This window comes from Micromonospora sp. DT233, assembly GCF_049841815.1.
Taxonomy (GTDB): Bacteria; Actinomycetota; Actinomycetes; order Mycobacteriales; family Micromonosporaceae; genus Micromonospora.
Map to the genome: position 1 here is coordinate 192,024 of NZ_JBNCLB010000009.1, position 9,168 is coordinate 201,191.

Here is a 9,168-nt window from a genome sequence, read left to right on the forward strand (position 1 = left end):
ACGAAACGAATGCCATCGATGACGTCGGCATCATCGATCAGCAGGACGTTCTGGGATATGCGAACCCGGTTGAGATGGTCTCGAATCCGCCCTCGGGCACGGTCGCGGGTCAGCCGTGGTGCGGTGGTGCGTCGGCCAGGGATGCTTGCGGGCTTCGGTCATGCGGTGGCCGTCGCGGTGACTGCGAGCCACAGGATCAGACCCTTCCAACCGGAGAACACCGGCAGGATCGCGTATGTGGCATATGACGTCGTGAACGTCCGGGCAGCCCACGGCCGCTGGTGGAGGACCTCCAGACTCAGCGGGAGCAGGACTGCGACGAGAAGACCAAGCACCAAACGGGTCAGTTCCAAGGTTCGCCCCCAGCACGCGACATGGCGTCCGTTCCGTCCGAAGGTATCCATCCCGGTCAACCGGGAGCGGTAACGCGGCGTCGGTGCCGAGGCCGGCAGGGGACGGTCTGGACGGGTGGCAGCAGGGCCCCGTATACGCACCGTGGCCTGTGGTGATCACGATCACCTTTTCATGGCCATGCAGGGGATCGTATGACCTTGCAGCGGGTCGCTTCGGCCGGGTAGCCTTCTCTGCATAGTCATGCGGAGGTGAGAATGGGTATCCGAGTTGCGGTCGCCGGGGCGAGCGGTTACGCCGGGGGCGAGCTGCTGCGCCTGGTCGCCGGCCACCCGGAGCTCGACCTGGTCACCGCCACCGCGCACCGCCAGGTCGGCGTGCCGGTCGCCGCCGTACACCCGCAGCTCGTCGGGCTGGACCTGGTCTTCGCGGCGACCGACCCGGCGACCCTGGCCGACGCGGACCTGGTCTTCCTGGCCCTGCCGCACGGCGAGTCGGCGGCCCTGGCCGCCGCCCTGCCCGCCTCGGTGCGGGTGGTCGACCTCGGCGCGGACCACCGGCTGCGCGACGCCGCCGCCTGGTCGCGGTACTACGGCGGCGAGCACGCCGGGGCCTGGACCTACGGCCTGCCCGAGCTGCCCGGCCAGCGGGCGGCGATCGCCGGCGCGACCCGGGTGGCCAACACCGGCTGCTACGCGGCGGCCATCACCCTCGCGCTGGCCCCGCTGATCGCCGCCGGCGCGGTCGCCCCCGCCGACGTGGTCGTGGTGGCCGCCTCCGGCACCTCCGGCGCGGGCCGGGCCGCCAAGGCCCACCTGCTCGGCAGCGAGGTGATGGGCGACCTGTCGCCCTACAAGGTCGGCACCCACCAGCACGTGCCCGAGATCAAGCAGGCCACCGGCGCGACCAGCCTCTCCCTCACCCCGGTGCTGGCCCCGATGCCGCGCGGCATCCTCGCCACGGTCACCGCCGCGCCCACCGGCACCGGCGTCGACCCGGCGGCGGTGCTGGCGCAGGCGTACGCGGACGAGCCGTTCGTGCACGTGCTGCCCGAGGGGCGCTGGCCGCACACCGCCGCCACGCTCGGGGCGAACTCCTGCCACCTGCAGGCCGCCGTCGACGCCGACTCCGGCCGGGTGATCGTGGTCAGCGCGCTCGACAACCTCGGCAAGGGCGCGGCCGGTCAGGCCGTGCAGAACGCCAACCTGATGCTCGGCCTGCCCGAGACCACCGGCCTTTCCGTCTGGGGGACCGCACCATGAGCGTCACCACCCCACGGGGGTTCCGGGCGGCCGGTGTCGCCGCCGGGCTCAAGGCCGGCGGCGCGAGCGACGTGGCCCTCGTCGTCAACGACGGCCCGGACGCCGGGGTCGCCGGTGTCTTCACCGCCAACCGAGTCAAGGCCGCCCCCGTGCGCTGGACCCAGCAGGTCGTCCGGGGCGGTGTGGTCCGCGCCGTGGTGCTCAACTCCGGCGGCGCGAACGCCTGCACCGGCCCGGCCGGCTTCCAGGACACCCACGCCACCGCCGAGCACACCGCCGCCGCGCTGACCGCGTCCAGCCCTCGGCTGCGGCTCGGGGCCGCCGACGTCGCGGTCTGCTCCACCGGGCTGATCGGGGAGCGGCTGCCGATGGCGAAGCTGCTGCCCGGGGTGCGGGCGGCGGTCCGGGGCCTGTCCCGCAGCGGCGGCGACGCCGCCGCCGAGGCGATCATGACCACCGACAACCGGGTGAAGACCACCGTGGCCCGGGGCGTCGGCTGGAGCGTCGGCGGCATGGCCAAGGGCGCCGGCATGCTGGCCCCGGCCATGGCGACCATGCTCTGCGTGCTGACCACCGACGCGGTGGCCGGGCCGGCGCTGCTCGACGCCGCCCTCCGGGCGGCCTGCCGGGTCACCTTCGACCGGGTCGACTCCGACGGCTGCATGTCCACCAACGACACGGTGCTGCTGCTGGCCAGCGGCGCCTCCGGGGTCGAGCCGACCGAGGCGGAGCTGACCGACGCGGTCACCGCCGCCTGCCACGACCTGGCCCAGCAGCTCGTCGCCGACGCCGAGGGCGCCACCAAGCAGATCACCATCGACACCGTCGGCGCTGCCGACGAGGCCGACGCGGTCGAGGTGGGCCGGTCGGTGGCCCGCAACAACCTGGTCAAGACCGCGCTGTTCGGCAACGACCCGAACTGGGGTCGCATCCTCGCCGCCGTCGGCACCACCACCGCCGCGTTCGACCCGGACGCCGTCGACGTGGCCGTGAACGGCGTCTGGGTGTGCCGGGCCGGGGCCGCCGCCGAGGACCGCGCCAAGGTCGACCTCACCGGCCGGGACGTCACCATCCGCATCGACCTGCACGCCGGTGCCGCCGAGGCGACCCTCTGGACCAACGACCTGTCGCACGCGTACGTGCACGAGAACTCGGCGTACTCGACATGAGCGCGCGCAACCCCGCCGGGGCCGGGACGCCGGGCGCGGGCCCGAGCCTCAGCGCCGACCTCACCCGGGCACAGGCCAAGGCCGAGACGCTGATCGAGGCGCTGCCCTGGCTGGCCCGCCTCGCCGGCGCGACCGTCGTGGTCAAGTACGGCGGCAACGCCATGGTCGAGCCCGAGTTGCAGCGGGCCTTCGCCGCCGACATGGTCTTCCTGCGCTACGCCGGGCTCAAGCCGGTCGTGGTGCACGGCGGCGGCCCGCAGATCTCGGCCATGCTCGGCCGGCTCGGCATCGCCAGCGAGTTCAAGGGCGGCCTGCGGGTCACCACCGCCGAGGCGATGGACGTCGTGCGGATGGTGCTGGTCGGCCAGGTCGGGCGGGAGCTGGTCGGGCTGATCAACGCGCACGGCCCGTTCGCCGTCGGCCTCTCCGGCGAGGACGCCGGCCTCTTCACCGCCGTGCGCCGCCCCGCGTACGTCGACGGGGAGCCGGTGGACGTCGGCCAGGTCGGCGACGTCGAGTCGGTGGACGCCTCGGCGGTCACCGACCTGATCGCGGCGGGCCGCATCCCGGTGATCTCCACCGTCGCGCCGGACGCCGACGGGGTGCTGCACAACCTCAACGCCGACACCGCCGCCGCCGCGCTCGCGGTCGCCCTGGACGCCCGCAAGCTGGTCGTCCTCACCGACGTGCCCGGCCTCTACGCCAACTGGCCCGACACCGACAGCCTCGTGTCGCAGATCAGCACCGACGAGCTGGCGGAGCTGCTGCCGACCCTGGAGTCGGGGATGGTCCCGAAGATGGAGGCCTGCCTGCGGGCGGTGCGCCAGGGCGTGCCCGCCGCCCACGTCGTCGACGGCCGGGTCGCCCACTCCACGCTGCTGGAGGTCTTCACCTCGGAAGGATTCGGAACGATGGTCGTGAGCGCGAGGAGTGAGCCTGCGAGCCCCGCAGTCGCGAACAAGGAAGGCACGGCCAGATCATGACCGCGCTGGTGCAGCGCTGGCGGCAGTCGCTGATGGACAACTACGGCACCCCGCCGCTGGCGCTGGTCTCCGGCGCCGGCGCGGTCGTCGTCGACGAGGCCGGCCGGGAGTACGTCGACCTGCTCGGCGGCATCGCCGTCAACGCCCTCGGCCACGCCCACCCGGCGGTGGTGGCCGCCGTGTCGAAGCAGGTCGCCACCCTCGGGCACGTCTCCAACCTCTTCGTCGCCGAGCCGCCGGTGGCCCTGGCCGAGCTGCTCCTGGCGCTGGCCGGCCGGCCCGGTCGGGTCTTCTTCGCCAACTCCGGCGCGGAGGCCAACGAGGCCGCGTTCAAGCTCTCCCGGCTGACCGGCCGCTCCCACGTCGTCGCCACCGTCAACGGCTTCCACGGCCGCACCATGGGCGCGCTCGCGCTGACCGGCCAGCCGGCCAAGGCCGACCCGTTCCGCCCGCTGCCCGGCGACGTCACCCACGTCCCGTACGGCGACGCCGCCGCCCTGGCGGAGGCGGTGACCGACGCGACCGCCATGGTGATCCTGGAGCCGATCCAGGGCGAGGGCGGCGTGGTCGTCCCGCCCTCCGGCTACCTCGCCGAGGCCCGGCGGATCACCGCCCGGCACGGCGCGCTGCTGGTGCTCGACGAGGTGCAGACCGGCATCGGCCGCACCGGGCACTGGTTCGCCCACCAGGCCGAGGGCGTCGAACCGGACGTGATCACCCTCGCCAAGGGCCTCGGCGGCGGCCTGCCGATCGGTGCCTGCCTGGCCTTCGGCCGCGCGGCCGACCTGCTCGCCCCCGGCTCCCACGGCACCACCTTCGGCGGCAACCCGATCAGCTGCGCCGCCGCCCTGGCGGTGGTGTCGACCATCGCCGGCGAGGGGCTGCTCGACCACGTCAAGCGGGTCGGCGAGCGGCTGCGCCGGGGCATCGAGGCGCTGGGACACCCGCTGGTGGGCGAGGTGCGCGGCGCGGGGCTGCTGCTCGGCGTCGCGCTCACCGCCGACGTCGCCGCCCCGGTGGCCGCCGCGCTGCGGGAGGCCGGCTTCCTGGTCAACCCGGTGCAGCCGGGCGTGCTGCGGCTGGCCCCGCCGCTGATCCTCACCGTCGAGCAGGTCGACGCCTTCCTGGCCGCCCTGCCCGCCGCCCTCGACACCACCGGACCGGAGACCACCGCATGACCCGGCACCTGCTGCGCGACGACGACCTCTCGCCCGCCGAACAGTCGGCGGTGCTCGACCTGGCCGCCGTGCTGAAGGCCGAGCGCCACGCCCACCGGCCACTGGCCGGCCCGAGGTCGGTGGCGGTGCTCTTCGACAAGCCGAGCCTGCGCACCCGGTTCTCTTTCGAGGTGGGCATCGCCGAGCTGGGCGGGCACCCCGTCGTGGTGGACACCCAGGTCACCCACTTCGGCCGGGGTGAGACGCTGGCCGACGCCGGCCGGGTGCTGTCCCGGTACGTGGCGGCGATCGTGCTGCGCACCCACGGCGACGACCGCCTCGCCGAGGTCGCCGAGCACGCCACCGTGCCGGTGGTCAACGCGCTCACCGACGGCTTCCACCCCTGCCAGCTCCTCGCCGACCTGCTCACCGTCCGCGAACGCTGCGGCGGCACGGCCGGCCGGACCCTGGCGTACGTGGGGGACGCGGCGAACAACATGTCGCAGTCGTACCTGCTGGCCGGGGCGACCGCCGGGATGCACGTGCGGGTCGCCGGGCCGGACGGGTTCGACCCCGACCCGCAGGTGGTGGAGCGGGCGGCGGAGATCGCCGCCGGCACCGGCGGGTCGGTGCGGGTGCTGCGCGACCCGGTGGCGGCGGTACGCGACGCCGACGTGGTGGCCACCGACTGCTGGACCTCGATGGGGCAGGAGTCCGACGGGCTGGACCGGCTCACCCCGTTCCTGCCGTACCGGGTCGACGAGGCGCTGCTCGGCCACGCCGCGCCCGGCGCGATCGTGCTGCACTGCCTGCCCGCGCACCGGGGCGAGGAGATCACCGGCGAGGTGCTCGACGGCCCGCGCAGCGCCGTGTTCGACCAGGCGGAGAACCGGCTGCACGCGCAGAAGGCGCTGCTGACGTACCTGATCGGTCAGCCGCAGTGACCGGGCTGACCCGCACGGCGCGGCACGCCCGGATCGTGGAGCTGATCCGCGCCCAGGCGATCCGCTCGCAGACCGAGCTGGCCGACCTGCTGGCCGGCGACGGCGTCGCGGTCACCCAGGCCACCCTGTCGCGCGACCTCAAGGAGCTGGGCGCGGTCACCGCCCGCGGCGGCGACGGGCGTCTGCTGTACGTCATCCCCGAGGACGGCCACCGCCCGCTGCGCGACGCCGAGGCCGCACCGGCCCGGCTGATCCGGCTGCTGCGCGAGCTGCTCAACGAGGTCGACTCCAGCGGCAACATCGCCGTGCTGCGCACCCCACCGGGCGCAGCCCAATACCTGGCCAGCGCGTTGGACCGAGCGGGCCTGTCCGAAGTCGTCGGCACCATCGCCGGCGACGACACCATCCTCGTCGTGGCCCGCGAGGCCGTCGGCGGGGCCGCGTTGGGCGAGAAGCTCGCCGCGTGGTCGCGCCGGGAAGAGAACACCGAAGGGAACAGCACATCATGACCGAGCGGGTCGTCCTTGCGTACTCCGGAGGTCTGGACACCTCCGTCGCCATTCCGTACCTGGCCGAGCAGACCGGCGCCGAGATCATCGCGGTGGCCGTGGACGTGGGGCAGGGCGGCGAGGACCTCGAAGCCATCCGGCAGCGCGCCCTGGACTGCGGGGCCGTCGAGTCGGAGCTCGTCGACGCGCGCGACGAGTTCGCCGCCGAGTACTGCCTGCCGGCGATGCGAGCCAACGCCCTCTACATGGACCGCTACCCGCTGGTCTCCGCGCTGTCCCGGCCGCTGATCGTCAAGCACCTGGTGACGGCAGCCCGCAAGCACGGCGGCACCATCGTGTCGCACGGCTGCACCGGCAAGGGCAACGACCAGGTCCGCTTCGAGGTCGGCCTGGCCGCGCTCGCCCCCGACCTGAAGATCATCGCCCCGGCCCGGGACTTCGCCTGGACCCGGGACAAGGCGATCGCGTTCGCCGAGGAGCGGGGCCTGCCGATCGACGTGACGGCCAAGTCGCCGTACTCGATCGACCAGAACCTGTGGGGTCGGGCCGTGGAGACCGGCTTCCTCGAGGACATCTGGAACGCCCCCATCGAGGACCTCTACTCGTACACCTCCGACCCGGCCGTCGCGCGCGACGCCGACGAGGTGGTCATCACCTTCGACGCCGGCGTGCCGGTGGCGATCGACGGCGAGACCGTCACCCCGTACCAGGCGATTCTGGAGCTCAACCGGCGCGCGGGCGCGCAGGGCGTCGGCCGCCTCGACATGGTCGAGGACCGCCTCGTCGGCATCAAGAGCCGCGAGGTGTACGAGGCCCCCGGCGCGATCGCGCTGATCACCGCCCACCAGGAGCTGGAGGCGGTCACCGTCGAGCGCGACCTGGCCCGGTTCAAGAAGGGCGTCGACCAGCGCTGGGGCGAGCTGGTCTACGACGGCCTGTGGTTCTCCCCGCTGAAGCGGGCCCTGGACGCCTTCATCGACGACGCCCAGCAGCAGGTCACCGGCGAGGTGCGGCTCACCCTGCACGGCGGCCGGGCCACCGTCACCGGCCGGCGCTCCGAGGCCAGCCTGTACGACTTCGGCATGGCCACCTACGACACCGGCGACACCTTCGACCAGTCGCTGGCCAAGGGCTTCGTGCAGCTCTGGGGCCTGCCCAGCAAGATGGCCGCCGCCCGGGACTCCCGGTTGGCCGGCTCCTGAGCATGATGGCGAACGCGAGGAGTGAGCGAGCGCAGCGAGTGAGCCCCGCAGTCGGGAGCGGAAGGTGAACACTGCCACAATCGGTGGCGTGGACGACAAGAGCCTCACCGAGAACAGTGCCGCGACCAACCGTACGAGCCTGTGGGGCGGCCGGTTCGCCGGCGGGCCCTCCGAGGCGCTGGCCCGGCTGTCGGTCAGCGTGCAGTTCGACTGGCGTCTCGCCCCGTACGACATCGCCGGGTCCCGGGCGCACGCCCGGGTCCTCGCCGGCGCCGGCCTGCTCGACCCGGACGAGCTGGGCCGGGTCCTCGCCGCCCTGGACGACCTGGAGGCGGCCTGCGCCTCCGGGGCGTTCCGCCCGACCATCGACGACGAGGACGTGCACACCGCCCTGGAACGGGGGCTGCTGGAACGCCTCGGCAGCCTCGGCGGCAAGCTGCGCGCCGGCCGGTCCCGCAACGACCAGGTCGCCACCGACCTGCGGCTCTACCTGCGCGACCACGCCCGGGGCGTGGCCGCCCGGCTGGTCGAGCTGGCCGAGGCCCTGACCGAGCAGGCGGAGCGGCACGTCGACACGGCCGCGCCGGGGATGACCCACCTCCAGCACGCCCAGCCGGTCACCTTCGGCCACTGGCTGCTGGCCCACGTGCACCCGCTGCTGCGCGACCTGGAGCGGCTGCGCGACTGGGACCACCGCGCGGCGGTCAGCCCGCTCGGCGCGGGCGCGCTGGCCGGCTCCGGCCTGCCGCTGGACCCGGTGGCGGTCTCCAAGGAGCTGGGCTTCCGCACGTCCTTCGCCAACTCAATGGACGCGGTCGCCGACCGTGACTTCGTCGCCGAGTTCCTCTTCATCACCGCGATGATCGGGGTGCACCTGTCCCGCCTCGGCGAGGAGGTGGTGCTCTGGACGTCGCAGGAGTTCGGCTGGGTCGAGCTGGACGACGCGTTCGCCACCGGCTCGTCGATCATGCCGCAGAAGAAGAACGCGGACATCGCCGAGCTGGCCCGGGGCAAGTCCGGGCGGCTCGTCGGCGGGCTGATGAGCGTGCTCACCATGCTCAAGGGCCTGCCGATGGCGTACGACCGGGACATGCAGGAGGACAAGGAGCCGGCCTTCGACGCGGTCGACACCCTGGAGCTGCTGCTGCCGGCGCTGGCCGGGATGATCTCCACGATGACCGTCCGCGTCGACCGCCTGGTCGCCGCCGCGCCGGTCGGCTTCTCCCTGGCCACGGAGGTCGCCGACTGGCTGGTCCGGCGCAACGTGCCGTTCCGTGACGCGCACGAGATCACCGGCCGGCTGGTGGCGCTCTGCGCGGTGCGCGACTGCGCCCTCGACGAGGTCTCCGACGCCGACCTGGCCACGGTCAGCGAGCACCTCGACCCGTCGGTGCGCGACGTGCTCTCGGTCCGCTCGGCCCTGGCCGCCCGGATCACCCCGGGCTCCACCGGCCCCGGCCCGGTAGCCGACCAGCTCGCCACCGCCCTCGACCAGCTCGCCGGCTGGCGCGAATGGTCCGCCGAACAGGTAGTCCCCCGCTGACGCCCCGGCGGCGCGCGGGAACCGCCCCCCCCGCCCCCCGGCGGGGGG

Annotated in this window: 8 protein-coding genes; all 8 read left to right on the forward strand. The window is 73.9% G+C overall.

Annotated elements, in window-relative coordinates:
* Positions 1–608 precede the first annotated feature (608 nt).
* On the forward strand, positions 609–1,613 hold the full coding sequence (gene argC, locus ACLQ2V_RS20390; RefSeq protein ID WP_425720111.1) for an N-acetyl-gamma-glutamyl-phosphate reductase: 1,005 nt from the start codon (positions 609–611) through the stop codon (positions 1,611–1,613).
* Positions 1,610–2,782, forward strand: a complete 1,173-nt coding sequence (gene argJ, locus ACLQ2V_RS20395; protein ID WP_425720112.1) for a bifunctional glutamate N-acetyltransferase/amino-acid acetyltransferase ArgJ — start codon at positions 1,610–1,612, stop codon at positions 2,780–2,782. Before argC ends, argJ begins: the two co-directional genes overlap by 4 nt.
* On the forward strand, positions 2,779–3,765 hold the full coding sequence (gene argB, locus ACLQ2V_RS20400) for an acetylglutamate kinase (RefSeq protein WP_425720113.1): 987 nt from the start codon (positions 2,779–2,781) through the stop codon (positions 3,763–3,765). Before argJ ends, argB begins: the two co-directional genes overlap by 4 nt.
* Positions 3,762–4,943 carry an acetylornithine transaminase gene (locus tag ACLQ2V_RS20405; protein WP_425720114.1) on the forward strand — a complete coding sequence of 394 codons (1,182 nt, stop codon included), beginning with the start codon at positions 3,762–3,764 and terminating at the stop codon, positions 4,941–4,943. The genes argB and ACLQ2V_RS20405 overlap by 4 nt, the downstream gene beginning before the upstream one ends.
* Positions 4,940–5,866: an ornithine carbamoyltransferase gene (argF, locus tag ACLQ2V_RS20410; protein WP_425720115.1), complete on the forward strand. Its 927-nt coding sequence runs from the start codon at positions 4,940–4,942 to the stop codon at positions 5,864–5,866. Before ACLQ2V_RS20405 ends, argF begins: the two co-directional genes overlap by 4 nt.
* A complete protein-coding gene (locus ACLQ2V_RS20415; protein WP_425720116.1) occupies positions 5,863–6,375 on the forward strand; it encodes an arginine repressor in 513 nt (170 codons plus the stop codon). The genes argF and ACLQ2V_RS20415 overlap by 4 nt, the downstream gene beginning before the upstream one ends.
* Positions 6,372–7,577 carry an argininosuccinate synthase gene (locus ACLQ2V_RS20420; RefSeq protein ID WP_425720117.1) on the forward strand — a complete coding sequence of 402 codons (1,206 nt, stop codon included), beginning with the start codon at positions 6,372–6,374 and terminating at the stop codon, positions 7,575–7,577. The genes ACLQ2V_RS20415 and ACLQ2V_RS20420 overlap by 4 nt, the downstream gene beginning before the upstream one ends.
* Before the next feature lie 79 nt (positions 7,578–7,656).
* Positions 7,657–9,120, forward strand: coding sequence for an argininosuccinate lyase (gene argH, locus ACLQ2V_RS20425; protein ID WP_425720133.1), 1,464 nt, complete (start codon positions 7,657–7,659; stop codon positions 9,118–9,120).
* Positions 9,121–9,168: the final 48 nt, after the last annotated feature.

Coding starts and splice junctions, on each gene's coding strand:
- argB (WP_425720113.1), top strand. CDS start 2,779: ATGAGCGCGCGCAACCCCGCCGGGGCCGGGACGCCGGGCGCGGGCCCG.
- ACLQ2V_RS20405 (WP_425720114.1), top strand. CDS start 3,762: ATGACCGCGCTGGTGCAGCGCTGGCGGCAGTCGCTGATGGACAACTAC.
- argC (WP_425720111.1), top strand. CDS start 609: ATGGGTATCCGAGTTGCGGTCGCCGGGGCGAGCGGTTACGCCGGGGGC.
- ACLQ2V_RS20420 (WP_425720117.1), top strand. CDS start 6,372: ATGACCGAGCGGGTCGTCCTTGCGTACTCCGGAGGTCTGGACACCTCC.
- argF (WP_425720115.1), top strand. CDS start 4,940: ATGACCCGGCACCTGCTGCGCGACGACGACCTCTCGCCCGCCGAACAG.
- argJ (WP_425720112.1), top strand. CDS start 1,610: ATGAGCGTCACCACCCCACGGGGGTTCCGGGCGGCCGGTGTCGCCGCC.